Annotated in this window: 23 protein-coding genes and 1 tRNA gene; 18 read left to right on the forward strand and 6 right to left on the reverse strand. The window is 64.9% G+C overall.

Going from position 1 to position 23,982, the window contains the following annotated elements:
* The first annotated feature begins 65 nt into the window (after positions 1 to 65).
* Positions 66 to 1,310 carry a DNA adenine methylase gene (locus tag AC1DQK_RS06165; RefSeq protein WP_477868470.1) on the forward strand — a complete coding sequence of 415 codons (1,245 nt, stop codon included), beginning with the start codon at positions 66 to 68 and terminating at the stop codon, positions 1,308 to 1,310.
* Positions 1,311 to 1,382: 72 nt separating this feature from the next.
* Here the strand turns inward: AC1DQK_RS06165 and AC1DQK_RS06170 are convergent, their stop codons facing one another.
* A complete protein-coding gene (locus AC1DQK_RS06170; RefSeq protein WP_477868472.1) occupies positions 1,383 to 3,263 on the reverse strand; it encodes a CocE/NonD family hydrolase in 1,881 nt (626 codons plus the stop codon).
* A 136-nt stretch (positions 3,264 to 3,399) separates the two neighbouring features.
* Between AC1DQK_RS06170 and AC1DQK_RS06175 the strand changes: the two genes are divergently transcribed.
* The 8 genes from AC1DQK_RS06175 (at position 3,400) to AC1DQK_RS06210 (ending at position 12,149) form a co-directional block, all read left to right on the forward strand.
* Positions 3,400 to 3,993, forward strand: a complete 594-nt coding sequence (locus AC1DQK_RS06175) for an anthranilate synthase component II (RefSeq protein WP_477868474.1) — start codon at positions 3,400 to 3,402, stop codon at positions 3,991 to 3,993.
* 2 nt (positions 3,994 to 3,995) lie between these two features.
* A complete protein-coding gene (gene trpD / locus AC1DQK_RS06180; RefSeq protein WP_477868476.1) occupies positions 3,996 to 4,982 on the forward strand; it encodes an anthranilate phosphoribosyltransferase in 987 nt (328 codons plus the stop codon).
* Between the two features lie 90 nt (positions 4,983 to 5,072).
* Positions 5,073 to 6,560, forward strand: a complete 1,488-nt coding sequence (locus tag AC1DQK_RS06185; protein WP_477868478.1) for an ATPase domain-containing protein — start codon at positions 5,073 to 5,075, stop codon at positions 6,558 to 6,560.
* Positions 6,550 to 8,628 carry a hybrid sensor histidine kinase/response regulator gene (locus AC1DQK_RS06190; RefSeq protein ID WP_477868480.1) on the forward strand — a complete coding sequence of 693 codons (2,079 nt, stop codon included), beginning with the start codon at positions 6,550 to 6,552 and terminating at the stop codon, positions 8,626 to 8,628. Before AC1DQK_RS06185 ends, AC1DQK_RS06190 begins: the two co-directional genes overlap by 11 nt.
* A 105-nt stretch (positions 8,629 to 8,733) precedes the next feature.
* Positions 8,734 to 10,104 (forward strand): FAD/NAD(P)-binding protein, encoded by a 1,371-nt coding sequence (locus AC1DQK_RS06195; RefSeq protein WP_477868482.1) that lies wholly within the window; start codon positions 8,734 to 8,736, stop codon positions 10,102 to 10,104.
* 263 nt (positions 10,105 to 10,367) lie between these two features.
* The gene (locus tag AC1DQK_RS06200) at positions 10,368 to 10,640 is read left to right on the forward strand and encodes a Rieske (2Fe-2S) protein (protein ID WP_477868484.1); all 273 of its coding nucleotides are present in this window, start codon (positions 10,368 to 10,370) and stop codon (positions 10,638 to 10,640) included.
* A 157-nt stretch (positions 10,641 to 10,797) separates the two neighbouring features.
* Complete coding sequence (locus AC1DQK_RS06205; protein ID WP_477868486.1) at positions 10,798 to 11,259, forward strand: MaoC family dehydratase; 462 nt, start codon at positions 10,798 to 10,800, stop codon at positions 11,257 to 11,259.
* Positions 11,256 to 12,149, forward strand: coding sequence for an HpcH/HpaI aldolase/citrate lyase family protein (locus AC1DQK_RS06210; RefSeq protein WP_477868488.1), 894 nt, complete (start codon positions 11,256 to 11,258; stop codon positions 12,147 to 12,149). The genes AC1DQK_RS06205 and AC1DQK_RS06210 overlap by 4 nt, the downstream gene beginning before the upstream one ends.
* A 150-nt stretch (positions 12,150 to 12,299) precedes the next feature.
* Here the strand turns inward: AC1DQK_RS06210 and AC1DQK_RS06215 are convergent, their stop codons facing one another.
* Positions 12,300 to 12,896, reverse strand: a complete 597-nt coding sequence (locus AC1DQK_RS06215) for a MarR family winged helix-turn-helix transcriptional regulator (RefSeq protein WP_477868490.1) — start codon at positions 12,894 to 12,896, stop codon at positions 12,300 to 12,302.
* A gap of 152 nt (positions 12,897 to 13,048) precedes the next feature.
* On the opposite strand from AC1DQK_RS06215, the gene AC1DQK_RS06220 reads away from it, so the two are divergent.
* Entirely contained in the window at positions 13,049 to 13,207 is a 159-nt protein-coding gene (locus AC1DQK_RS06220) for a hypothetical protein (RefSeq protein ID WP_477868491.1), read from the forward strand.
* A gap of 60 nt (positions 13,208 to 13,267) precedes the next feature.
* Here AC1DQK_RS06220 and AC1DQK_RS06225 read toward each other — a convergent pair whose 3' ends face one another.
* Positions 13,268 to 15,400 carry an AsmA family protein gene (locus AC1DQK_RS06225; protein ID WP_477869254.1) on the reverse strand — a complete coding sequence of 711 codons (2,133 nt, stop codon included), beginning with the start codon at positions 15,398 to 15,400 and terminating at the stop codon, positions 13,268 to 13,270.
* A 155-nt stretch (positions 15,401 to 15,555) separates the two neighbouring features.
* On the opposite strand from AC1DQK_RS06225, the gene rpmI reads away from it, so the two are divergent.
* The 4 genes from rpmI (at position 15,556) to pheT (ending at position 19,766) form a co-directional block, all read left to right on the forward strand.
* On the forward strand, positions 15,556 to 15,759 hold the full coding sequence (rpmI, locus tag AC1DQK_RS06230) for a 50S ribosomal protein L35 (protein WP_477868493.1): 204 nt from the start codon (positions 15,556 to 15,558) through the stop codon (positions 15,757 to 15,759).
* A gap of 13 nt (positions 15,760 to 15,772) precedes the next feature.
* On the forward strand, positions 15,773 to 16,150 hold the full coding sequence (rplT, locus tag AC1DQK_RS06235; protein ID WP_477868495.1) for a 50S ribosomal protein L20: 378 nt from the start codon (positions 15,773 to 15,775) through the stop codon (positions 16,148 to 16,150).
* Between the two features lie 143 nt (positions 16,151 to 16,293).
* Positions 16,294 to 17,394, forward strand: coding sequence for a phenylalanine--tRNA ligase subunit alpha (gene pheS / locus AC1DQK_RS06240; RefSeq protein ID WP_477868497.1), 1,101 nt, complete (start codon positions 16,294 to 16,296; stop codon positions 17,392 to 17,394).
* Positions 17,391 to 19,766: a phenylalanine--tRNA ligase subunit beta gene (gene pheT / locus AC1DQK_RS06245; RefSeq protein WP_477868499.1), complete on the forward strand. Its 2,376-nt coding sequence runs from the start codon at positions 17,391 to 17,393 to the stop codon at positions 19,764 to 19,766. The genes pheS and pheT overlap by 4 nt, the downstream gene beginning before the upstream one ends.
* Before the next feature lie 25 nt (positions 19,767 to 19,791).
* On the opposite strand, the gene AC1DQK_RS06250 is transcribed toward pheT, so the two are convergent.
* Positions 19,792 to 20,427: a DNA-3-methyladenine glycosylase family protein gene (locus AC1DQK_RS06250; protein ID WP_477868501.1), complete on the reverse strand. Its 636-nt coding sequence runs from the start codon at positions 20,425 to 20,427 to the stop codon at positions 19,792 to 19,794.
* Positions 20,428 to 20,506: 79 nt separating this feature from the next.
* On the opposite strand from AC1DQK_RS06250, the gene AC1DQK_RS06255 reads away from it, so the two are divergent.
* Positions 20,507 to 20,824: a 2Fe-2S iron-sulfur cluster-binding protein gene (locus AC1DQK_RS06255; protein WP_477868503.1), complete on the forward strand. Its 318-nt coding sequence runs from the start codon at positions 20,507 to 20,509 to the stop codon at positions 20,822 to 20,824.
* 263 nt (positions 20,825 to 21,087) lie between these two features.
* Here AC1DQK_RS06255 and rlmB read toward each other — a convergent pair whose 3' ends face one another.
* On the reverse strand, positions 21,088 to 21,831 hold the full coding sequence (gene rlmB / locus AC1DQK_RS06260) for a 23S rRNA (guanosine(2251)-2'-O)-methyltransferase RlmB (RefSeq protein ID WP_477868505.1): 744 nt from the start codon (positions 21,829 to 21,831) through the stop codon (positions 21,088 to 21,090).
* Positions 21,832 to 21,955: 124 nt separating this feature from the next.
* Here rlmB and AC1DQK_RS06265 point away from each other — a divergent pair.
* A tRNA-Tyr gene (locus tag AC1DQK_RS06265) sits at positions 21,956 to 22,041 on the forward strand.
* A 736-nt stretch (positions 22,042 to 22,777) separates the two neighbouring features.
* Entirely contained in the window at positions 22,778 to 22,939 is a 162-nt protein-coding gene (locus AC1DQK_RS06270; protein ID WP_477868507.1) for a hypothetical protein, read from the forward strand.
* 73 nt (positions 22,940 to 23,012) lie between these two features.
* On the opposite strand, the gene AC1DQK_RS06275 is transcribed toward AC1DQK_RS06270, so the two are convergent.
* Positions 23,013 to 23,378, reverse strand: a complete 366-nt coding sequence (locus tag AC1DQK_RS06275; RefSeq protein ID WP_477868509.1) for a c-type cytochrome — start codon at positions 23,376 to 23,378, stop codon at positions 23,013 to 23,015.
* 260 nt (positions 23,379 to 23,638) lie between these two features.
* On the opposite strand from AC1DQK_RS06275, the gene AC1DQK_RS06280 reads away from it, so the two are divergent.
* Complete coding sequence (locus AC1DQK_RS06280; RefSeq protein ID WP_477868511.1) at positions 23,639 to 23,917, forward strand: integration host factor subunit beta; 279 nt, start codon at positions 23,639 to 23,641, stop codon at positions 23,915 to 23,917.
* Positions 23,918 to 23,982 lie beyond the last annotated feature (65 nt).

A 23,982-nucleotide genomic window follows, 5' to 3' on the forward strand; every position in this document is an offset into this window, starting at 1 on the left:
GCCCCATCGACAGCGATACCGCATGCGCGGTATCGAAGGCCGGCGGTGGGGGAGGCGAACAGGTCGTGAAATATGAACGCCGCAAGCACGCCGCCCGCAGCACCGACAGCTTCATCTTCAACCAGCTCATTCCCTATATCGGCAACAAGCGTAAGCTTCTGCCGCTGATCCAGCGGGCGATCGCGGCGAGCGGCATCGCGCCCGGTGACAGCTTCGTCGATCTGTTCTCGGGCAGCGGCGTGGTAGCGCGCTTCGCCAAGGCGCAGGGCCTGCGGGTCATCGCCAACGACTGGGAGCCCTATTCGGAGCAGATCAACCGCTGCTATATCGGCTGCAACAGCCCGCCATCGTTCGGCGCCGACGGCTATGCCGCGATGATCGGGCAGCTCAACGCCCTGCCGTCGGTTGCAGGCTGGATAACCGATCACCTCTGCCCCGACGATGATGAGCATTATGTGATCGGGCGCGACCGGCTGTTCTTCATGCGCAAGAACGGCATGCGCATCGACGCGATCCGGCAGGAGATCGAGCGGCTGAAGGATGCCGCCGGCTTCGCCGATGCGCAGCTTGCCTGCCTGATGGCGCCCTTGCTCTACCAGGCATGCTACGCCAGCAACACGTCCGGCCTGTTCAAGGGCTTTCATGCCGGCTGGGGCGGCAGCAACGGCACGGCGCTCTATCGCATCTGCGGCGACCTGCGGCTGGAGCCGGCGGCGTTCTGCGACAATGGTCAGGCCAATGAGGTAACGCGGCTCGACGCGCAACGCTTCAGCCGGGAGCATGGGCGCAGCTATGACTTCGTCTATGTCGATCCGCCCTACAACCAGCACCCTTATGGCTCGAACTATCATGTCCTGAACACGATCGCGCTGTGGGACAGCCCGCCGCTGGAACGCAAGATCACCAGCCATGGCGACAAGTCCGCGATCCGTCGCGACTGGCGGACCGAACGCCGCAGCCCCTATAACCATGCGCGTGACGCGGCGGCGGCCTTTGCCGCGCTGGTGGATGGCCTGGCGGCGCGCTGGATCGCGGTCAGCTACAGCACCGACGGCAATATCCCACTGCTCGATCTTGCCCGCGCCTGCTGCGCGCGCGGCGCGACATCGGCCTTCATCCAGCCCTACAAGCGCTACCGGGTCAGCGCTCAGCGCTTCTCGCGCAAGCCGATGAACGCCGAGTTCGTCCTGCTCGTCGATACCGCGAAAGCGGCCCCCTGTTCGGCAGAGGCGATCTGCGACGAGATCCTCGCGCAGGAGCGCCAGGCGCTGCGCAGCCACCGCGAAGCGGCGGCGATACCCGCCGCCTGAGCGACCGGATCAGCGCGGAGAGGCTGGTGATGATCGCCGCCAGGCCGATCACTGACGAAAAACCGAATTGTCTCAGTCTACCACCGGCAACAGCACCGCGCTCGCGGCAGCGCCACCCGTGAACACGCTCTGCGTCGCCTTTCGATAGTCGCCCGGCCGGGCGTGAAAGATGTTCGGCACATAGCTTTGCGGGTTGCGGTCGTAGAGCGGGAACCAGCTCGACTGGACCTGCACCATGATGCGGTGGCCTGGCAGGAAGCTGTGGTTGACCGTCGGCAGCTCGAAGCGGTAATGCTCCGCCTTGCCGGGTTTCAGCGCGCGCGGCTTGTCGAAGCCGTCGACATAGCGGCCGCGGAAAATCTCCATGCCGATGGCGAGCTGATAGCCGGCCAGCCTGGCATCCGACGTCATCTCCTCGGGATAGACGTCGATCAGCTTCACGACCCAGTCGCTGTCGGTGCCGCTGGTCGCGGCGAACAGGTCGACCATCGGCCGCCCCAATATGTGGACGGCCCTGGTCAACGGTTCGGTGACATAGGTCAGCACGTCGGGCCGGCCATCGACGAAGCGCTGGTCGGACACCAGCCACGGCTTCCAGACATCGGCATTCCCCCAGTGGACTGGGCGCGCGACGAACGGCACCGGCTTGGCGGGATCGGAGACATAGTCGTCGCGGCCGGGCTTCGCGCCCTTGTTCCAACCGAGCGCCGCACCGGGCTGCAGGTAGAGCGGGATGAGCCTGGTGTCGAAGATGCCGGCGGTCGGCTGCCAGCGGTTGCGGCCGCTGTCATAGGTCAGCACCGGAGGCGTGGAGACGCGGGGACTGCCGCTCTTGAGATATTGATCGAGGAACGGCTTCATCACGTCGCGGCGGAACTGGAGCGCGGTGTCGCCCGCGAAGCGCAGCGGCCCGAGCGACGAGCCGTCATAATTGACGCCGCTGTGCCGCCACGGTCCGACTACCAGATGGAGCGTGCCGCCGCTGTCCTTGGGCTTGAGCGCGCGGTAGACCGCGGCGGCGCCATAGCTGTCCTCCTGGTCCCACTGACCGACGACCAGCATCATCGGAACGGTGAACGGCCGCGCCGCCAGCAGCTTGTCGACCGCCTGCTCCCGCCAATAGGCGTCATAGGCGGGGTGTTCGGCCATCTTGCGCGCCGCGGGCAGCGTGTCGAGCCCATAGGCTTTCATATAGTCGCCGGCCGACCCGCTGCCGAGCCACAGCGCATATTGGTCGCCAGTGCCCGAGGCGACATCGTCGCCATCGTCCTTGGTGGCGGTCTGCTCGGTGAGATAATCATAGCTATTCTGACGGAATGCGCCGTTGTGAAACCAATCGTCGCCCATCCAGCCGTCGACCATCGGGCTCATCGGCACCACCGCTTTAAGTGCCGGATGTGGATCGATCGTCGCCATCAGCGTCGTAAAGCCCGGATAGGACGATCCGGTCATGCCGACCCGGCCATTGGTCTCGGGCACATTCTTCACCAGCCAGTCGATCGTGTCATAGGCGTCGGTGGCATGATCGATCGGCGTGCCGTTGAGCGGACCGCGCAACGGGCGGTTCATCACATAGTCGCCTTCGGATTTGTTGCGACCGCGCACGTCCTCATAGACGCGGATATAGCCGTCATCGACGAACTCGGCATCGGAGATCGGCAGGATCTCCTCGATCTTCTGGCTCTGATTGCGGCTGGTCGTGTCGCCCGCATTATAAGGGGTGCGGGTCAGCAGGATCGGTGCATTGGCGATGCCCTTGCGCATCACGATCACCGCGAACATCTTCTTGCCGTCGCGCATCGGGATCATCACCTCGCGCCGGATGTAATCGGCAGCCGGCGTGACCGTCTCGAAGCCGTCGGGAATGTCGGGGGTCATCGGCGGCGTCTGGGCGGTGCCCGCCGAGGCGAGCATGAGGAGCGCCACTGCGCTGAGAATTTTGCGCTTGATCATTTAGTCACTCCGAGATCCTGCACGACGCTATAATGTTCGCCATCCCAGCGAAAGCTGGGATCTCGGTTCAAATTTGCGCCAAGGAAAAGGAGATCCCAGCTTTCGCTGGGATGACGTAGGCGCTAAAGAGCCGCCCATGATCCTCGTCATCGACAATTATGACAGCTTCACCTGGAACCTCGTCCACTATCTGATGGAGCTGGGCGCCGAGGTCGATGTCGTGCGCAACGACGCGATTGGCGTCGGCCAGGCGATGTCGAGCGGTGCGGAGGCTTTCCTGATCTCCCCCGGCCCGTGCACGCCGAACGAGGCGGGCATCTCGCTCGATCTCGTCGCCGCCTGCGCCGCGCACCGGCGACCCCTGCTCGGCGTATGCCTGGGGCACCAGTCGATCGGCCAGCATTTCGGCGGCAAGGTCGTTCGCGCGCCGCAGCTGATGCACGGCAAGACGAGCCCGATCCTGCATGACGGCACCGGCCTCTATGAGGGCCTGCCGTCGCCCTTCACGGCCACGCGCTATCACTCGCTGATCGTGCCGGAGGAGGGGCTGCCCGCCGAACTGCTGATCAACGCGCGCACGCCCGACGGGCAGGTGATGGGCGTCCGCCACGCGTCCCTGCCGATCCACGGTGTGCAGTTCCATCCCGAGAGCATCGCCACCGAGCATGGCCATGCGATGCTCGCCAATTTCATGCGCGCGGCCGGGATGCGGGTCAAAGAGCGCGCCTGACCTTGCCGCTTCTGCCGGACCCGCACAGGCCGCTCGACCAGCAAACCGCCTATGAGACCTTTGCGGCGATATTGGACGGCGCGTTCGACGAGGAGCGCCTCGTTGCCTTCCTGACCGCCATGGCCGAGCGCGACGAGACGGATGCCGAAATCGCCGGCGCGGCACTGGCGATGCGCGAGCGGATGATCCGCGTGCGCGCGCCCGTTGGCGCCATCGACGTCTGCGGTACCGGCGGCGACGGCGCGCACAGCCTCAACGTCTCGACCGCAGTGGCGATCATTGTAGCAGCGGCCGGCGTGCCGGTCGCGAAGCACGGCAACCGGGCGGCATCGTCGAAGGCCGGCGCTGCCGATACGCTCGAGGCGCTGGGACTGGACCTCGACCGCGCCTCCGAGCGGGCGGAGGGGTCGCTTGCCGAGATCGGCCTGTGTTTCCTGTTCGCCCAGAAGCATCATCCGGCACTGAAGCCGCTCGGCCCGATCCGCAAGCGTATCGGCAGGCGGACGATCTTCAACCTGCTCGGTCCGATCGCCAATCCGGCCGGCGTGACCCGCCAGCTGATCGGTGTCGCGCGGCCCGATTTCATCCCCGTCTATGCCGCCGCGATCGAGCGGATCGGCTGCGACGCGGCCATGCTCGTGTCGGGCGACGAGCCACTCGACGAACTGTCTATCGGTGGCCCGAGCAGCCTGTTCCGGCTGGGTAGCATCGGTTGGGGACCGGAACGGTTCGAGCCGGAGACTGCCGGGCTGAGCCGTCATCCGCTCACTGCGATCCAGGGCGGCGACGCAGCCTTCAACGCCGCGGCGCTGGGCCGGCTGCTGGCGGGCGAAGCCGGCGCCTATCGTGATGCGGTGCTGCTGAACGCGGCTGCGGCATTGATCGTCGGGGGTAAGTCAACTAATTGGCAAGACGCCATTTTAGTTGCGGAAGAAGCGATCGATAGCGGAGCGGCCAGGGCGCTTCTCGCGCGGTGGATCGCTTATTGATTTGTTTTTTGGGCGGCGTAACGGCGGGAACCTCGCGATAATTTCGGGGTTGAAGACCATTACGCTTTCGAAAAGACTGGATGCAGTTTGATGTCCAACAGAATATCCTCGGGCAACCCGGGGCTCGACACGATCCTGAACGGCGGCCTGCCTCCGAGCCGGCTTTACCTGCTGGAAGGTTCACCGGGATCGGGCAAGACCACCCTCGCGCTGCAATATCTGATGGAGGGTATAAGGCAGGGCGAAAGCTGCCTGTACATCACCCTGTCCGAAACCAGCGAGGAGCTGCATGCCGTGGCCGCGTCCCATGGCTGGGATCTGGCGGGGATCGACCTGTTCGAGTTCGCCCAGGCGGAAGAGGTGCTCGGCGGCGACCGCGACCAGTCGGTGCTCTACAGCTGGGAGGTCGAGCTTGGTGAGACCGTGCGGCTGATCGAGGAGCAGGTCGAGCGCACCAATCCGCGCCGGGTGGTGTTCGACAGCCTGTCCGAGATGCGGCTGCTCGCGCAGGATGCGCTGCGCTACCGGCGGCAGGTGCTGGCGCTCAAGCAGTTCTTCGCAGGGCGGGATACGACCGTGATCCTGGTCGACGACCTGACGTCTTCGGGTGGGGAGCGTGACACGCATCTGCACAGCCTGTGCCATGGGGTCATCACGCTGGACCGGCTGACGCTCGATTTCGGCGCGGCGCGGCGGCGGCTGCAGGTCCAGAAGCTGCGCGGCGTCGAATTCGTCGCGGGCTATCACGATCTCGTCATCCGCAAGGGAGGAATCGAGGTCTTCCCGCGCCTGATCGCGTCCGACCATGCCGAGCCTTTCCAGAATTCCATGGTATCGAGCGGCATTCCCGAACTCGACGCGCTGTGGGGCGGTGGACCGATGCGCGGCACCAGCACGTTGGTGACCGGCCCGGCGGGCGCGGGCAAGACGTCGATCGCCATGCAGTTCATCGTCGCCGCCTGCGCGCGGGGCGAACCCACGACGATGTATCAGTTCGATGAACGGATCAGCACGTTGCTGGCGCGGACCGGCAAGCTCGAGACGCAGCTCCAACATTATATCGACAGCGGCTGCCTCGTGATCACGCAGGTCGATCCGGCCGAGCTTTCGCCGGGCCAGTTCGCGGCCATGGTGCGGGACGAGGTGGAGCGCCGCGGATCCCGGATGATCGTGATCGACAGCCTCAACGGCTATCTTGCGGCGATGCCGCAGGAGCAGCAGCTGATCCTGCAGATGCACGAGCTGCTGTCCTATCTGAACCACTATGGCGTGGTCACCTTCCTGATCAATCCGCAGCACGGGCTGGTCGGGTCCATGTCGACCAGCCTCAACATCTCCTATGTCGCCGATAGCGTGGCGCTTATCCGCTTCTTCGAGGCAGGCGGCCGCATCCGGAAAGCAATCTCGATCCTCAAGAATCGCGGCGGCCAGCATGAGGATGCGATCCGTGAGCTGCGGATCGACGGGGGCGGCATCCGGATCGGCGCGCCGCTTACCAATTTCCGCGGCGTACTGACCGGGACGCCCGAATATATGGGGGTCGCGGCGCCGTTGATGGAAGATCGAAGTGCCGCATAGGACGGCCGCGCTAGGCCACAAGGTTCTGGTTCTGGCGCCCTATGGCAGGGATGCGGAGAGCGTCTGCCGGCTCCTGAAGCGCGAGGGCTACGATGCCACGGCGTGCGGAAGCCTGAGCGAGATCGCCGCCTTGCTCGACGATCATGTCGGGGCGGTAGTGCTGACGGAGGAGGCGCTCGGCGTCGACCAGCGGCCGTTGCGGGCCGCGCTCGAGGCCCAGCCGACCTGGTCGGACCTGCCCTTCGTGGTGCTGGCGGCACGCCGAATGGGGCCGCTGCCGCCAGGCCAGGCAGCCGTGCTGCGCATCTCCGAAGTCGTCGACAATTTTACGGTGCTCGAACGCCCGCTGAGCTCGGTGTCGCTGCTCAGCGCGGTGTCTTCGGCGCTGCGCTCGCGCCAGAAGCAGTTCGAGATGCGCGACCACCTTGCCCAGATCGAGCTGCGCAATGCCGCGCTGGCGCGTAGCCAGGATGAGCTGCGCGAGAGCGAGGCCAAGTTCCAGGCGATCGCCGACTCCATCGACCATATGGTCTGGTCGACGTTGCCCGATGGCTATCATGACTATTATAACCAGCGCTGGTACGATTTTACCGGCGTGCCGCAGGGCTCCACCGACGGCGCAGGCTGGAACGAGATGTTCCACCCCGAGGACCAGGAACGGGCCTGGTCGCGCTGGCGCCAGTCGCTGACCACGGGCGAGCCCTATCACATCGAATATCGGCTGAAGCACCACTCCGGTGTCTATCGCTGGGTGCTCGGGCGCGCGCAGCCGATGCGCGATGCCGCGGGAGCGATCGTCCGCTGGTTCGGCACCTGCACCGATATCCAGGAGATCGTCGAGGCGCGCGACGTGCTCGCCAAGAGCCGCGAGGACCTCGAGGCGATGGTGCACGAGCGCACCGAGGAACTGGCGCGGGCCAACGAACATCTCCACCAGAGCCAGAAGATGGAGGCGGTCGGCCAGCTGACCGGCGGCATCGCGCATGATTTCAACAATATGCTGACCGGCATCATCGGCGCGATGGACATCATGCGGCGCCGGATCGCCTCGGGTCGCCTCGACGACCTCGACCGCTTCATGGACGCGGCGACGACCTCGGCGTTGCGCGCGGCGGGCCTTACCCAGCGCCTGCTGGCCTTTTCGCGGCGCCAGTCGCTCGATTCCAAACCGCTCGACGTCAATGCGCTGGTCGGATCGCTGGGCGATCTGCTCGAACGCACGATCGGGGAGCAGATTGCGCTCGACCTGCGGCTCGATCCCGCGGTGCCGGCTGGAATCGCCGACGCCAACCAGCTCGAAAGCGCGATCCTGAACCTGACGATCAACGCGCGAGACGCGATGCCGGAGGGGGGCATGCTCACCGTCGCCACCCGCTATGCCGAGCTGAACGCGGCACAGGCGGCCGACATCGTCGATGCCGAGGCGGGGCGGTTCGTCGTGCTGAGCGTCTCCGACACCGGCGTGGGCATGCCGGTCGACCTGCTCGACAAGGTGTTCGAGCCCTTCTTCACCACCAAGCCGCTGGGCCAAGGCACCGGCCTGGGCCTGTCGATGGTCTATGGCTTCGCGCGCCAGAATGGCGGCTTCGTCGCGATCGACAGCATCGAGAATGCTGGAACGACCGTGAGTATCTACCTCCCGGCAGCCGATCGGCCCGGCATTGTGGCGGAGGCGCCTGGCCCCGCTGCGCCGCAGGGCGATGGCCAGCGGGTGCTTGTGGTGGAAGACGACGCGTCGGTGCGGCTGCTGATCCGCGACGTGCTCGAGGAAGTCGGCTATACTGCGATCGAAGCCTGCGACGGCGCATCGGCGATACCCGTCCTGGCCTCGGCCGTGCCGATCGACCTTATGATATCGGACGTCGGCCTGCCGGGCATGAACGGCCGCCAGCTGGCGGAGACCGCGCGCGACTATCGCCCTGAGCTGCCGATCCTGTTCGTCACCGGCTATGCCGAGAGCGCGACGATCCGCTCGGGCTTCCTCGGTGCCAATATGAGCATGATCACCAAGCCCTTCTCACTCGACGACCTCGGCCAGAAGGTCGGTGAGATATTGGCGGCGGGCTGACTGGCGGAGATCAAGGCCTATTGGCTACATTGCCTCGCGGAGATCCCCCCCACCCCACCCCTATGCGCCCTTGCCAGCCGCAGCGGGCGGCGCTTAGTCAGGGACATGGCAGACAGGATGTGGTGGGCCCGGGACCATCATCTCGCGATCATCGGCGCGGGCTTTTCGGGAACCCTGCAGGCGATCAACCTGCTGCGCCACGACGGTCCGCGGGCCACGCTGATCGAGCGTCGGCCGGCAGCCGGGCGTGGCATCGCCTATTCGACGGCGCATCCCGACCATCTGCTGAACGTGCGCGCCGCCAATATGAGCGCGTTGCGCGACGATCCCGATCATTTCATTCGCTGGCTGGCGGCGAACCGGCCGGACCTCGGCGGCTTCGTGCCGCGGATGGTCTATGGCGACTATCTCGCCGACCTGCTCGACGAGACGATGGCGCGGAGTGGCGGCCGGCTGGCGCTTGTCGAGGGCGCGGCGGAGGATGTCGTGCTGGACGACAATGGCGCCACGATCATCCTGCACGACGGCCGGCGGCTGCGCGCCGACGGCGTGATCCTCGCACCCGGCAACCTGCCGCCGCATCAGCCGCCCGCACTGGCCGGCGCCACTATCGATGACGATCGCTATGTGGCCGATCCCTGGGCCACGGATGTCGCCGAGGGCCTCGGCGACGACGATGCGGTTTTGATCGTTGGGACCGGCCTGACGATGATCGATGTCGCGCTGGCGCTCGAGGCCCGCGGTTTCCGCGGCAGGATCGTCGCGATGTCGCGTCGCGGACTGCTTCCCCAGGCGCATGCCGACGGGGTCATGGCCGCGCCGCTATCCGAGCGGCCGTCGCTCCGGCCGTCCAGGCTGCTGCGATCCGTGCGACGGCGGGCGGCGGACAACGGCTGGCGGGCGGCGGTCGATGCGCTGAGGCCGTTCACCCAGGATATGTGGCTGGCGGCCGAGCCCGCCGCCCGGCGGCGCTTTCTGCGTCATCTGAGGGCATGGTGGGATGTTCACCGCCATCGGCTTGCGCCGCCGGTAGCGGCGCGCATCGCCGGCTTGCGTGAGCACGGACAGCTCGACATCCTGGCGGGGCAGCTGGTCGGCGCTACGCCTTCGCGGGGCGCGGTCGATGTCGAGTGGCGTCCGCGCGGGACCGACGAACTGCGAACGCTGCGCGTTCGCCGGATCGTCAATTGTACAGGTCCGCAAGGCGATCTCGTTCGCACGAGCGAAGCGCTGCTGCGCCGGCTGCTGGAGCGAGGGCTGATCCGGCCCGATGCCGAGCATCTCGGTATCGACGTCAACCCGCAGTGCGAGGCGCTCGCCGCCGACGGCCGGGCCGACCGCCGCCTGATGGTGGTCGGCCCGATGACCCGCGGAACCTTCTGGGAGATCGTGGCGGTCCCCGATATCCGCGCCCAGACATGGTCGGTAGCCCGGCGGTTGTCACACGCCCATTGGGTGGAGGGCGAGGGTCTTTGATCGGCCGGCCGGCCGGCCAGGCGCGCGATGCGGTCCGCAGCAACGCGCTGTGCGGCGCGCATGCGGTGCGAAGCTGCCGGATGGGGCGGCCGATGGTCGATCGTGGACGAGCGGATGCGCGCGTGGGGTTCACGGACTGCGTGTCGCCTCGAATAATATGATAGGCTAGTTGACTAATCCTGCCGTCCAAGCTGTGAGAAGGGCAGCAGCGAACGCGCGTGGAGAAAAATTGCGTGGGCAGGAGCCGGATTGCCGTTCCCGAGGTGGCTACCGGACGTGCGGTGGCGGTGACGATCGAAGGGCAGCGTGTTGTGGTCTGCCGCTCGGCGGCGGGTCTCCACGTCCTACGCGATGGTTGCCCGCATCAGAACCTGACGATGGATGGCGGCCGGGTGCGCGGCAACAGCATCATCTGTCCGCATCATGGTGCACGCTTCAGTCTGGAGGACGGCCATTCGATGTCGCCGATCACGCCCAAGCCGCTTACGGTGCTGACGTGCCGGGAGCAGGCCGGCGATCTCGAAGTCGATCTTTAGATTATCGACGAGAGCCCGATTTACGTTTGGGGTGGAGCGCAGTGTTGGCAATGGTTGACCGGCTTGCGCGGCATCCGCAAGCTGGCAAAATGGTAAGCATGCGATTTGATTTGCGAGCGGGGAAGGGAAACGCAGCGATCTTGGGGTTGATGAGCTGATGGCTGGAGTATGGTTTGACGAGCTGACGGTCGGGCAGGTGTTTCACCACCCGATCCGCCGGACGGTGACCGAGACCGACAACGTCCTGTTCACGGCGATGACGCACAATCCGGCGCTCCTTCACCTCGACGAGGAATATATGAAGGGCACGCCTTTCGGGCAGCGCCTGGTCAACTCGGCGTTCACGCTCGGGCTGATGGTCGGGATTTCGGTCGGCGATACGACGCTGGGCACCGCGGTTGCGAACCTGGGCTGGGACGAGGTGCGCTTCCCGACGCCGCTGTTCCATGGCGATACCATCCATGTCGTGACCGAGGTGATCGAACTGCGCGAATCCAGGTCGCGCCCCGACCAGGGAATCGTCACCTTTCTCCACAAGGCGTTCAACCAGAAGGACGAACTCGTCGCGTCGTGCAAACGCTCGGGCCTGCAGCTCAAGAAGCCGAAGGACGTCGCATGACCCTGCCGCTTCGCTCCTTTCTGTTCATTCCGGGCGACAGCGAGAAGAAGCTGGGCAAGGTCGATGGCGTCGCGGCCGATGCGTTCATCTTCGATCTCGAGGACGCGGTGGCGGTTGCCCGCAAGCCGGTCGCGCGCGAGATGGTGCCAACCTTCATCGCCGATCGGCCGAAGGCGAGGCGCACGTCGCAGCTCTGGGTGCGGGTCAATCCGCTCGATACCCCCTGGACCCTCGATGATCTCGCCGCGATCGTCCCGGCCGCGCCCGACGGCATCATGCTGCCCAAGGTCGATGGTCCGGAGGACGTGGCGAAGGTCAGCCATTATCTCGACGCTCTCGAGACTGCGTCGGGCGTGGAAAGAGGATCCATACAGATCCTGCCGGTCGCGACCGAGACGGCGATCTCGGCTTTCCGGCTCGGCGATTACGCCGGAGCCGGGCTGGAGCGACTCTACGGCCTCACCTGGGGGGCCGAGGATCTGTCCTCCGCGATAGGCGCGAGCGGCAATACCGACGCAAGCGGCGGCTGGGCGCTGACCTATCGGATGGTGCGATCGCTCTGCCTGCTCGGCGCGCATGCGGCGAAAGTGGAGGCAGTCGATACGCTGTTCGTCGACTACCGCGATAATGACGGCCTGATTGCCAGCTCGCGCGCGGCGCGTGCGGAGGGATTTTCAGGACGGATCGCAATCCACCCGGCGCAGGTCGATGGCATCAATCACGCCTTCTCGCCATCCTCCGAGGAGGTCGATTTCGCACGCCGGGTGGTCGATCTGTTCGCGGCCAACCCGGACTCGGGGACGCTCGGCCTCGACGGCAAGATGCTCGACATCCCCCATCTCAAGCAGGCGCAGAAGACGCTCGCCATATACGAGGCGCGCCGTCGCTGAGATCCGCAAGGACAGCGACACTGCCCGGGGCATTTTTTCGGGCGAGCATGAGCATCAGGCTCGGCTGATCATCGGTTCGGCTTGTGTGGAGGATGCACATGTTCTTCAGCCCCAGCGCGCTTGGCCGGTCGCGCGCGAGGACCAGGAACATCATTCACCGAAGCCTGTATCAGGCTCCGCCACGGCTATGCGTTTCGCCCAATTGCCTCCCTCGGGCGCTACTTCTTCGGCGATCTCCTTGAGGTTGCGCTTCACCTGAAGCAGGGCGCGCTCGACCGTTTCAACCTCGATCGGCGTCAGGCCCTTCAGGACCCGGCGGTTGATCTTGGATGCGACCGTTACCATCAGCCGAATTACGTCATAACCCTTTTCGGTGATGAAGACGCGCTTGGCCCGGCGATCTTCGGCATCGGCACGGCGTTCGACGTGGCCGCTTGCCTCGAGCCGGTCGACCAGTCCGCCGACTGTGACCTTTCCGACTTCGAGCAGGCGGGCGATGTCGACCTGCATCATCCCGTTATTGCCGCCGCGGGACAATGTGCTCAACATCGACCACTGGGCGCGGGTGATCCCATAGGGGCGCATGACGTCATCCATCACCGAACGGCGGATGCGCGATACGTCATGCACGAGATACCCGAAGCGGAACTGCTTGGCGGACGGTCGCTTGTTGCCGTCAGCATCGGTCTCGTGCGGCTTTGCCTTCGGTTTTCGGGACGCCTTGGCGAGCGGCGTAGTCGCTGTCATCCAGATACCCCCCTGAAAACGCGAAGCTGTATTCGATCATAGCCCTACGGACAATGCTCCATGCGACGATAGCTAGGCAGATCATACGCCTGCATTCTATGTAGTTGATCACAAATTTAAGATGATCTCCCCACCAAAGGTACGCGGGGTTCGTGCTCAGCGCGGATGCGGAGCTGACCAGAACGGCGGTTACGGGAGGCAGCGCCGCTGCTTATCTGCAAAGCGGCAAGGCCGATGCGATCTCGTTCGGCCGCCCTTTTGCCACCAACCCCAATCTCATCACCCCGACCTACGCCGGGACGGCGGACTGATCACCAGCTGGTGTTCAGTGCCGACCCATGTCTCGCCGCCCTTGGTCGAGCGACTGCGCCTTACAGCCCGTTCTCCGAAGGCTGCTTGCGATCTGCCGCCTTCTGGCGGCTCTCGCGCACAGTGCCGACATCCTTGCGAGGCTTGCCGCCCTTGGTGCGCATTGCGCTCGCCTGGGCACCGGCGAGGACTGGCCCGCATGCTGCCGACTTGGCGTCGCCGATGTCGATGAAGGCAAGCACCGAGGCAAGCGGGGTGCCGACGATCCCCAATGCCAACCCGGCCCCGCCGCGTGCCAGTAGCTGCGGGCTCAGGATGTTGATGCCCGGCCGAGCGAAATAGCCCTTGATGCCGACCGGCGACTGGCCGGAGAACAGGCTGAACTTCTTGCCGTCGGCTCGGAAGGCGAGGTCCAGCGATTCGTCCTTGAAGCTGAACCCGCCTTTGGCCGTCATCACATTCTTGTCGGTATCGATCAGGATCGGATCGGCGGCAGCGACGCCATCACGGACCGTGAAGCCGATCAGGCCGCAATTGATTTCCACCGGCTTCTTCAGTTTGTCCTGCATGAGTTTTTGCAGGAACACGCCCAGGTCGAACTCCGACAGTTGGATATATTGCGTCCAGAATGTCCCCTTGGGCAGAATGATCGCGATCCGGCCGTTCGACGTGGCGAGCGAATCGTGCAGCGTATCGCCGGTGCCCTTCATCTGGATTCGGGCCTTGACCGTGCCCGTCGTGCCGGCCTGACTGACCCCGAAACCGGCGAACAGCCTTCCCATCGGTGTGGGCGACAGGCGAATGTCGTAATCGGTCACCACCGCGGGAACCCGTGCGTCGATGCTGATATCGGAAGCAAGGTGGCCCCCTGCGACATCCAGCGTCAGCGGCGATAGCGTCATCAGGCTGTGATCGAGACCGAAGGTGAGATCCACGTTCGATACCGGGAATTTCGGAGTCCGGAAATCCCTCACCTTGTAGCGTATCCGCGCGTCATAGGTCTTGATCGACTCGATGCGCAGCGGCGCGTCGGGCAGGATGCGGGGCGTGCCGCCGGTCTGCGCGACCGCGGCCTGCGCGCCCTGCGCCGCCAGCGCCTGGGGTGCGTAGCCGATGAACGGGCCGACATCGATGATGTCGACGAGGTTCGAGTTCAGCGCAGCGTCGATGAACAGCCGCTCCCTGGGGAAGCTTATCGTCATCCGCCCGTGCAGGTCGCTCACGCCATAGCGTCCGTTGATGCGCGTGAAGCGCCACTCGCCGCCAGCTTTCGTCAGCTTGGAAGTGAACCAGTAAGAGCGCGTATCCGGCGCGGCGACGCCGAGAAAATCGAACAGCTGGCGGACGTTTGGACCACGCACCTTGAGGTCGAGATCGGACCCCTCGATCTGCGTAGCAGCCGGCAGCATGCCGTCGAGGTCGAGATAGGTGCGGCCCGACTTCGCGTGCATCTCGAAATTGGTGCGGCCGAACCGCACGGTGGAGTTCGGTGACAGCAGCGCGCCATACATGGTGAAGGGCTTGTCGCGCAGCGTGCCCGTGCCGGTGAAGGGTACCCGGCCCTCGATGCGACGACCGCCCGCGGCGATGTCGCCCACGTCGATGTCGGTACGCAGGAACAGCTGCGGATCGATGTACCGTATTTGGGTATCGGTCACGTCTGCTCGACCGATCACCGGCCACTGGAAGGGCGCGCCCTTCGCATCGGGATCGCCGAAGGTCCATGTGTTGCGCCGCTGCTTGTCCCACTCGGCGTCCACTTTGCCGCCATCGAGTACCAGCCACTCGGCCTGGCGCTTGCCGAACAGAGTCGGGATGGTGTCGATCCGCGCTGCGATATGTTTCGCTTCGAAGACGTTGGGGAGGCTGGCCCAGCGCGGATTGGAGACGGTGAGGCCGTCGGCCACGAAGCGTGCGTCGATGATGTCGAAGTAGAACTGGAAGTCGCCGGCGACCTTGACCTGCCGCTCGGTCATCCGGCTCGCGATCGACTCGAAGGTCGGCTTGAGGAAGCGGCCCTTCGTGACGAACAGGATGAACCAGGCCAGGACGATCAGGCCGACGATCGTCGCCACGACGCCGAACCCGATCGCGAGCGTGAGATTCGCCGGATCGTGCCGGCGTTTCGCTGCCGGCACTGGAGGCCCCGAGCCGTTTGCGGGAACCTCGATCGGGGGATGGGGTTCGACGACCATGACCTGTTGAAACAACTTACCGGCGGCACAGGTTCCGCGGGTGTTGCAATGCGTGGCCGAGGCCCTTATAGGCCCGCGCTTCCGCGATTTGATGGACCGCCCGGCTGTATGGGCTGCCGTGGCTGTCTGCAACCGTCGCATAGCAGGAGACGAAAATGCCCAAACTCAAGACCAAGAGCGGCGTCAAGAAGCGCTTCAAGCTCACGGCCACCGGCAAGGTGAAGCATGGCGTCGCCGGCAAGCGCCACCGGCTGATCAGCCACAACGCAAAATATATCCGCCAGAATCGCGGCACCACTGTTCTCGCCGAGGCCGATACGGCCCGTGTGAAGCTGTGGGCGCCGTACGGCCTGAACTGAGGAGGGCCGGTAAATGGCACGCGTCAAACGCGGTACGACCACCCACGCCAAGCACAAGCGCGTACTTGAGCAGGCGAAGGGCTATTATGGCCGCCGCAAGAACACCATCCGTATCGCCAAGCAGGCGGTCGAGAAGGCCGGGCAATATGCGTATCGCGACCGCAAGGTTAAGAAGCGCTCGTTCCGCGCCTTGTGGATCCAGCGCATCAATGCTGCGGTCCGCGCCGAAGGCCTGACCTACGGCGTGTTCATGCACGGCCTGAAGCTGGCCGGCGTCGAACTCGACCGGAAGGTCCTGGCCGACATCGCGATGCACGAGGGCGAGACCTTCTCGCTCATCATCGCGCAAGCCAAGGCAGCCCTGCCCGAAAGCGCCCGCATCGCGGCCTGAGCCTTCGGAAACAAGATCAGGGAGGGCGCGGTGGCCAAGGTCACCGCGCCCTTTTTGTTTTGGGCATGGTGAGATGACAAAGGCCTCTCTCCTTCAGGGGAGGGGCTTGCTATGGGCCGACGCTGCCCGCTACGGGCGGGCGCATGAATGACAAGGGTGGGTTAGTGGCAGACGATCAGGAAGCGCTTTCGGAGATCGCATCGGCGGCGTCACTCGCCGACCTCGAGGCAATCCGGGTGCGGATGCTCGGCAAGTCGGGCAGCATCACCGCTCTGCTGAAGACGCTGGGCGGGATGACGCCCGAACAGCGCCAGGCCGAGGGCCCGCGGATCCACGCGCTGCGCGAGGCCGTCACCGCCGCGATTGCCGATCGCAAGGCGGCGCTGGAAGCGGCGGTGCTCGATGCGCGGCTGGCGACCGAGACGCTGGACATGAGCCTGCCGGTCTCACCGGGCGCGCCGGGATCGGTGCACCCGGTCGCGCAGGTGATGGACGAACTCGCCGAGATCTTCGCCGACCTGGGTTTCGCGGTCGCCACCGGTCCCGAGATCGAGGACGACTGGCATAACTTCACCGCGCTTAACATCCCGGAGACCCATCCGGCACGGGCGATGCACGACACCTTTTATTTCCCCGATCAGGCCGACGGGAAGAAGATGCTGCTGCGCACCCACACCTCGCCGGTTCAGATCCGCACGATGATGAGCCAGAAGCCGCCGATTCGCATCATTGCGCCCGGCCGCACCTATCGTTCCGATTCGGATGCCACCCACACGCCGATGTTTCACCAGGTCGAGGGGCTCGTCATCGATCGCGGCATCCATATGGGCCATCTCAAATGGACGCTCGAGACCTTCGTGAAGGCCTTCTTCGAGCGCGAGGACATCGTGCTGCGGCTGCGCCCCAGCTTCTTCCCGTTCACCGAACCGTCGGCCGAAGTCGATGTCGGCTTCACCTGGGAGAAGGGCCGGCGCGTAATTGGCGGCGATCCGGCCGCCGGCAATGGCGGCTGGATGGAGATATTGGGATCGGGGATGGTGCATCCGCGGGTCATCGCCAGCTGCGGGCTCGATCCCGACGAGTGGCAGGGCTTCGCCTTCGGATGCGGCATAGATCGGTTGGCCATGCTCAAATATGGCATGGACGATCTGCGCGCCTTCTTCGACGGCGACCTGCGCTGGTTGCGCCATTACGGCTTCGCAGCACTCGACGTACCCACGCTGAGCGGGGGAGTGGGCGCATGAAGTTCACCCTGTCCTGGCTCAAGGAGCATCTTGAAACCGAAGCGAGCCTGGCGGCGATCCTCGAGGGTCTGACCAAGGTCGGCCTGGAGGTCGAGGGCGTCGAGGATCCGACCGAGAAGCTTGGCGCGTTCCGTATCGCGCGGGTCCTGAGCGCCGCGCCGCATCCGCAGGCCGACAAGCTCCAGGTCCTGTCTGTCGATGCAGGCGAGGGCGAGCCTCTGCAGATCGTCTGCGGTGCGCCCAATGCGCGCGCCGGGCTGGTCGGCGTGCTGGGTCGGCCGGGCGACTATGTGCCCGGGCTGGACGTCACGTTGAAGGTTGCAGCCATTCGCGGAGTCGAATCGCGTGGCATGATGTGCTCGATGCGCGAACTCGAGCTGGGCGAGTCGCATGATGGCATCATCGAGCTTCCCGCGGATGCGCCGCTCGGCGCGGTCTATGTCGACTGGGCAGGCTTTGCCGATCCGGTGATCGACGTCGCGGTCACACCGAACCGGCAGGATTGCATGGGCGTGCGGGGCATCGCCCGCGATCTCGCGGCGGCGGGGCTCGGTACGCTGAAGTCGCTCAACGTGCCGACCATATCAGGCCAGGGCGAGTGTCCGATCGAGATTCGCACCGACGACGCGGAGGGCTGCCCCGCCTTCTTTGGCCGGGCGGTGAAGGGCGTGGTCAACGGCGACAGCCCCGAATGGATGCGCAAGCGGCTGGTCGCGGTGGGACAGCGGCCCATTTCAGCGCTGGTCGACATCACCAATTACGTGATGCTCGATCATGGCCGGCCTTTGCACGTCTATGATCTCGCCAAGCTCGACGGCCCGCTGGTGGCCCGCAAGGCGAAGCCGGGCGAGGAAGTGCTTGCGCTCAACGGCAAGAGCTACGTGCTCGACGAGACGATGACGGTGATCGCCGATTCCCAAGGCGCTGAGGATATCGGCGGCATCATGGGCGGCGAGCGGTCGGGCGTGACTGCCGCCACCACCGACGTGCTGATCGAATGTGCCTATTTCGTCCCGGAGTCGATCGCACGAACGGGCCAGAAGCTGGGCCTCACCTCGGATGCGCGCAGCCGCTTCGAGCGCGGCGTCGATCCGCAGTTCCTCGGCGCTGGCCTTGCCATCGCGACCAGGCTGATCCTGGACATCTGCGGCGGCGCCCCTACGGCGGTGGTGGAGGCAGGCAAGCCGCCTTCGGGCACCAAGGCGCTGCGCTACGATCCGGCGCTCACCGGCAAGCTCGCCGGCCTGTCCGTGGAAGCCGATCGACAGCGGGCGATCCTCACCTCGCTCGGCTTTGGCATCGACGCGGTGTGGACCGTCTCCGTGCCGAGCTGGCGCCGTGACATCGATGGGCCGGCTGACCTTGTCGAAGAAGTCGTCCGCATCATCGGCATCGACAATATCCCGTCGACGCCCTTGCCCCGTGGCGATGGCGTCGCGCGCCCCACCGCCACCCAGGCGCAGATGATCGAACGCCGCGCCCGCCGTGCCGCCGCGGCGCGGGGCCTGAACGAGGCCGTGACGTGGAGCTTCATCAGCGAGGCCGAGGCCGCGCCGTTCGGCGGCGGCGGCTGGACGCTGGCCAATCCGATCAGCGAGGATCTCAAGGTCATGCGGCCGTCGCTGCTGCCGGGGCTGATCGCCGCGGCACGGCGCAACGCCGATCGCGGCGCCGACAGCATTCGCCTGTTCGAAATAGGCCGCCGTTATCTCGCCGACCGTGAAAGCGTCACCCTGGGCCTGCTATTGTCGGGCGATCGCGTGCCGCGCGACTGGCGAACCGGCCGCGCGCAGGCATTCGATGCTTATGACGCCAAGGCCGAGGCGGTCGCACTGCTGGCCGCTGCGGGGGCGCCGGTCGACCGGCTCCAGCTGTTCGAGACGGTGTCGGCCGGAGTCTATCATCCCGGTCGCTCGGGAACGCTGCGGCTGGGGCCCAAGACCGTCCTGGCCGAGTTCGGCGAACTCCACCCGGCAATCGCGCGCGCCTTCGACATGGAGGGGGCGGCGGTTGCGGCGGAGATCTTCCTCGACGCGATCCCGATGAAGCGCGCATCGGCCGATCACATGCGCGAGGCTTATGCACCACCGGCGTTGCAGGCCGTGCGCCGCGATTTCGCCTTTCTGATCGCCGCCGACAGACCGGGCGACGAACTGCTCCGGGCGGTGCGCAGCGCCGACAAGGCGACAATCGCTGATGCCCGGCTGTTCGACATCTTCATGGGCGCGGGCGTGGCCGACGGCGAGAAGTCGGTTGCGATCGAGGTCGTGCTGCAGCCTTCGGAAAAAAGCTTCACAGATGCGGAATTGCAGGCGATTTCCGAGAAGATCGTCGCCGCCGCGACGAAGCTGGGCGCGCGGCTGAGGGGCTGAGCTGCTTCCCGAGCGGCAGAGGCGGCTACATTGCCGCCTTGGCCGCCTTCGCGCGGGTCGAATAGCTGTGCCAGGCAAACAGCGTGGCAGCGCCTCTGTGAGGGCTCCAGGGTTGGGACAGACGGCGCGTCTCGCCTTCGGTGGGCCGCTCGGGGAGGCTGAGCAGGTTGCCGACCTCGATGCGGACGACGAGGTCGCCCGCCGGCCACATGTCGCCGCGCCCTTCGGCGAAGAGCAGGTAGATTTCCGCCGACCAGCGGCCGATGCCCTTGATCGCGGTCATCGTCGCGATGGCTTCCTCGTCATCGGCGGGGAGGGCGTCGAAATCGATATGACCGCTGGCGACATGCTCGGCGAGGCTTTTCGCATAGCTGACCTTCTGGCGCGACAGTCCGCATTGCCGCAGCAAGTCGTCCGGCGCCACCGCCACCGCTTCGGGTACGAGCCCCGCACCGACCAGCTTCTCGAGCTTCGCCCAGATCGAGTTCGCCGCGGCTACGCTTACCTGCTGGCCGACGATGGTGCGCAGCAGCGTCTGATATCCGCGTGCGCGAATCCGCGGCTCGGGATAGCCGATCGCCTCGATCCGGGTGGCAAAGGCTTGTTCGACCTTGGCCAAAGCATCCAGGCTGCGCCGTAATTGCTCCGCGGATAGACTCATTTCATCTCCTGCACTTGATTTCATGGCGGACGCACGACATAGCCGCGCCAAATCCGCATCCATTTGCCGGGGAGTGCTAATGCCCAAGTTGGTTGTCGTCACGCGTGAGGGCGATGAATCGGTCTTCGAAGTCGAGGCTGGCCTGTCCGTGATGGAAGTCATCCGTGACAATGGTGTCGACGAGCTGCTGGCGCTGTGCGGCGGCTGCTGCTCCTGCGCGACCTGCCATGTCTTCGTCGATCCAGCGTTCAGCGGGCTTCTGCCAGAGATGAGCGACGACGAGAATGACCTGCTCGACAGCAGCGATCATCGCGACGAGCGCTCGCGGCTGTCGTGCCAGCTCGCGATGACCGACGAGCTGGACGGCATGATCGTCACGATCGCGCCGGAAGACTGAGCCGGGGCTCAGCCTTCGGTTTTTTGATAGGCCCTCAGACGCCGGGCGCAGGGCATCCGCCCTGCTTGGCTTCCTCGCTGGCGCTCGGACGCGCTGTTCGCGCTTGTCTCTTCGAACCACTTGCTTTCGACGCTGAACTTTGGTGTCGGAGGCCGTAGGCCTTCGCAAGGCCGAACGGCCGCCCGAGCTTATTGCGAGGAAGCCAAGGTCAGCGGATGCTGACCGCCCGGCGTTTGAGGGCCAAACAAACAACCAGCGGAGCGCTAGCTGCGCGTCGTGATCGCGTAGAGCGCGATAGCGGCGGCGTTCGAGATGTTCAGGCTCTCGACGCGCGGGCTGATCGGGAGTTTCGCCAGCTCATCGCAATGCGCTTCGGTGTTCTGGCGCATGCCCTCGCCTTCGGCGCCCAGCACGATCGCGATTCGCGCCTCGCCCATCACTTCGGCCAGCGTCCCCTTGGCATGGCCGGTAAGGCCGATCCGCCAGAAGCCGGCTTCACCGACCTCGTCGAGGGCGCGAGCCAGGTTCACGACCCGCACCCAGGGCACGAGTTCGAGCGCGCCCGAGGCCGAGCGCGCCAGCGCACCCGATTCTGGTGGAGCGTTGCGGTCCTGGGTGATGATGCCGACAGCATCGAACGCCGCGGCCGATCGCAGGACCGCGCCGACATTATGGGGATCGGTGACCTGGTCGAGAATTACGAGCGGCCGCCTATTGCCTTGCGCGGCATCGAGCAGGTCGCCGAGCCAGATGTCGGGCAGGGGGTCGACCTCGATCACCAGCCCTTGATGCGGTGCATCATGAGGCACCAGGCGGCCGAGATCGGCGACGTCGGCATAGGTCACCGGTATCACCGGCGGCAGGTCGAGCGCGGATAGCGCCTCGCGCGTGCCCCACATGCGGCGGACGGTGCGCGCGGGATTTGCCAGCGCGGCAATGACGGCGTGGCGGCCCCAGAAACGGGGGCGGCCCTGTACGGACTGGGATGGACGATGGCCTCTGCGCATGCACCCGCCTTAGCGATCCGGCGCCCGGCTAGGCAAGCATCGCGAGCACTGATCTTTTTCGGGTGGGTTGGCGTTGACAGGCCGGTTCCGATTGGCCATTGAGCCGCCTCGCTTTTGGCGCCTCGGAGGGGTGGCCGAGTGGTTAAAGGCAGCAGACTGTAAATCTGCCCGTGCAAGCGTACACTGGTTCGAATCCAGTCCCCTCCACCATCCGGCCCTTCGGTCGATCGACCCTGATACCTTCTTCCGGTCGCTCCCGGCTTCGGACGCAGGCATCGCCATCTGGCGTGATCTACCCGTTCTTTGTGATACGGACGCCACAACAGCGTTTGCAGCGATGAACGAGCCGCGCCGGATTGAGCGTTGCTGGCCGCCTTGCCCATCGATGGAAACCCCAGGCGCATAGAAATGACATAAGCTGCTCCCCCCTCGTCCCTGGTCTTTACGTGCCCAGGGTCCGGGAAGTTGCGCTGCGAGTCCCTGCCCCAGTTCGTGCGGTCAGTCGAGGTGCGCCACGGGCCGCCGCCGGGGCCGCGGGAGCGTCCATCCCGGTAACGGCGCAGTCGTCCGTCTGGTGTGATGCGATATTTTGCCTGCTCGGTCGGTCCGCAGCCTTCATCGCTGAGTCGAGGTCCAGCATCGCCCTCTTGCTGCCCAAGTATAAAAACAAGACGCTATGGATAAGCAATTGAAGGTTTATTACATAAAACGTTACCAATAGATCGATATCGTAAAGTGGATGGTTTCGTATAAAAGGGTTAATATGAAGTTTTCTTGAGTAAAGTTCTTCGTTGTTTTTATTTACGCAGTAAATAAGTCCGTTGTTAATTGTCGTTATATGCGCCGCAGCATGCGGAAATTGCGTTTATACTGCAGCGCAATATCGATTTATATAGACTTTCGCCGAGAGAGCATTACGCCGGTCACAAGAGTTGGGAGAAGATGCATGAACGCCGTTTCGCGGCCCGCACAGGGGCCTCATCCCCTTTGGAGCACCCGGCGCAGTCATGTGGTGAAGTTCAGCGACTTCAACGTCCTCGGGATCGCTTTTGCCTTCGTCAGCTCGGCCGGTCTTTGGTACGCGATCATCGAGGTCGCGACAGCATAACGCGCGTCCGGTGGCGTGGGATCGTCGATCCCAGTGCGCGTTCCGGCCGGCATGCTTGCCGGCCCGGTCGAACTTATTTGAGCGAAAGGATATAATCGGCAATTGCCGCTGCCGAGGCGGGGTTCTTGAGGCCGCCAAATGGCATGCGGGTGCCGGGCACGGTCTTTTGCGGCTCCTGTATGAACGCGATCAGGTTGATTCGCGTCCATTTGACCTTCGAGTTCTTCATCGCCGGCGAAAAGGCGAAGCCGGGCACCTCGCCTGCTTTGGTGTTGCCGATACCGTACAGGTTCGGGCCGATCGAATTGGGCGCGCCCTTCTCAACCTTGTGGCAAGCCGAACAGATCCCGAAAGCTGCTGGCTTGGGCAGCGGTGCCGCGAGCGCCGGCGCGGCGACCGAAAACGTGACGATCGAGCAGAGAACAAGGCGGTGCTGCATCAGCGATCCTTTCAGGCCGGCCAAGCTTTGGCCCGGGCGACGAAGAATTCGTCTATTGCGGTGGAGGTTCTGTCGCAAGGCTGAACAGCGGCCATTACTGCGGGACGAAGCCACGCTGAACTATGATTGATTTAACGAGGCTTTTATCGTTACATAGGAAATGTGACGGGGCTTAACGGGGTAAGTCTGTCGATGGCAGAGCCGATTGTGCCGGAAAAGCACCTGCCGGATCGGCTATCACGTCAAGGGGGGATGGCTTAGTGATAAGATCCGAGTTGGTTCAGCTGCTATCGCAGGACAATCCCGATCTTTCGCCGAAAGAAGTTGAAAAAATCGTTTCAACTCTCTTCGACGCGATTAGCAAGAGACTGGCGGAAGGCGGACGCGTCGAACTGCGCGGCTTCGGAGCCTTTTCTACGCGCAGCCGTGAAGCGAGGGTGGGGCGCAATCCCCGTACTGGCGATACGGTGCCGGTTTCGGCCAAGCGCGTTCCTTATTTCAAGCCGGGCAAGGAAATGCGGCTCCGCCTCAACGTCTGAGGCGAGGCCCGATTCGGCCGACACCGATTCGTGCTTGGCGGTCCGTGCGGCGGTAGCTATTCACC

It is taken from the genome of Rhizorhabdus sp. P4_G5 (assembly GCF_056401065.1).

Bases quoted from the DNA above. Each gene is read 5' to 3' on its own strand.
- AC1DQK_RS06170 (WP_477868472.1), bottom strand. From the start codon at position 3,263: ATGATCAAGCGCAAAATTCTCAGCGCAGTGGCGCTCCTCATGCTCGCC.
- AC1DQK_RS06175 (WP_477868474.1), top strand. From the start codon at position 3,400: ATGATCCTCGTCATCGACAATTATGACAGCTTCACCTGGAACCTCGTC.
- AC1DQK_RS06185 (WP_477868478.1), top strand. From the start codon at position 5,073: ATGTCCAACAGAATATCCTCGGGCAACCCGGGGCTCGACACGATCCTG.
- AC1DQK_RS06195 (WP_477868482.1), top strand. From the start codon at position 8,734: ATGGCAGACAGGATGTGGTGGGCCCGGGACCATCATCTCGCGATCATC.
- AC1DQK_RS06205 (WP_477868486.1), top strand. From the start codon at position 10,798: ATGGCTGGAGTATGGTTTGACGAGCTGACGGTCGGGCAGGTGTTTCAC.
- AC1DQK_RS06210 (WP_477868488.1), top strand. From the start codon at position 11,256: ATGACCCTGCCGCTTCGCTCCTTTCTGTTCATTCCGGGCGACAGCGAG.
- AC1DQK_RS06215 (WP_477868490.1), bottom strand. From the start codon at position 12,896: ATGACAGCGACTACGCCGCTCGCCAAGGCGTCCCGAAAACCGAAGGCA.
- AC1DQK_RS06225 (WP_477869254.1), bottom strand. From the start codon at position 15,400: ATGGTCGTCGAACCCCATCCCCCGATCGAGGTTCCCGCAAACGGCTCG.
- rpmI (WP_477868493.1), top strand. From the start codon at position 15,556: ATGCCCAAACTCAAGACCAAGAGCGGCGTCAAGAAGCGCTTCAAGCTC.
- rplT (WP_477868495.1), top strand. From the start codon at position 15,773: ATGGCACGCGTCAAACGCGGTACGACCACCCACGCCAAGCACAAGCGC.
- pheS (WP_477868497.1), top strand. From the start codon at position 16,294: ATGAATGACAAGGGTGGGTTAGTGGCAGACGATCAGGAAGCGCTTTCG.
- pheT (WP_477868499.1), top strand. From the start codon at position 17,391: ATGAAGTTCACCCTGTCCTGGCTCAAGGAGCATCTTGAAACCGAAGCG.
- AC1DQK_RS06250 (WP_477868501.1), bottom strand. From the start codon at position 20,427: ATGAGTCTATCCGCGGAGCAATTACGGCGCAGCCTGGATGCTTTGGCC.
- AC1DQK_RS06255 (WP_477868503.1), top strand. From the start codon at position 20,507: ATGCCCAAGTTGGTTGTCGTCACGCGTGAGGGCGATGAATCGGTCTTC.
- rlmB (WP_477868505.1), bottom strand. From the start codon at position 21,831: ATGCGCAGAGGCCATCGTCCATCCCAGTCCGTACAGGGCCGCCCCCGT.
- AC1DQK_RS06270 (WP_477868507.1), top strand. From the start codon at position 22,778: ATGAACGCCGTTTCGCGGCCCGCACAGGGGCCTCATCCCCTTTGGAGC.
- AC1DQK_RS06275 (WP_477868509.1), bottom strand. From the start codon at position 23,378: ATGCAGCACCGCCTTGTTCTCTGCTCGATCGTCACGTTTTCGGTCGCC.